1 pseudogene is annotated in these 513 nt (G+C 45.4%); it reads right to left on the reverse strand.

Annotation, left to right across the window (positions count from 1 at the left end):
• Positions 1-513, reverse strand: a pseudogene (locus R7044_RS28175) (pentaheme c-type cytochrome TorC); the annotation flags it as partial.

A 513-nucleotide genomic window follows, 5' to 3' on the forward strand; every position in this document is an offset into this window, starting at 1 on the left:
TAACGAACGCAAGCATGCCGTCGAACATACCTGGCCAGGTGTTCGCATCGAAGTGCGCTTCAGCTGGTTGTGTATGACATACAGAACAGTTTGTTTTGTATGCTTCTTTCGATTTTTCCCATACAGGGTTGATGTCGTTCAGCATAGACTCTTTCTTGATCCATACTTTCGCTGCCACTTTCTCCCAAGGAAGACCAGTCAGCTCGTCCACTCGTTTTTCACCAGTCGTAACGATGTTGCTGTCTGTAGACGCTTCTTTAAGTAGAGACGCAGTTGCAATGTTCTTACCGAAATCTTCTTGAATTACGCGACCAAAGCCTTTCGCTTTACGCCAGCCGTCAATTTCGATTTCGATGAAGTCACCTTTATCTTCCAGAACTTTTACTGTTGATGCAGGGTTTAGAAGACCCGCTTCTTTCGCACCTTGCGCGTCAAAGTAAATTGGAAGGTGACGAATACTTACGAGCTCTTGACCTACTGCGTAGTCAGTACCTGATGTCATTTGCTCTAGAT

The sequence above is a fragment of the Vibrio sp. 1402 genome, from assembly GCF_033340275.1.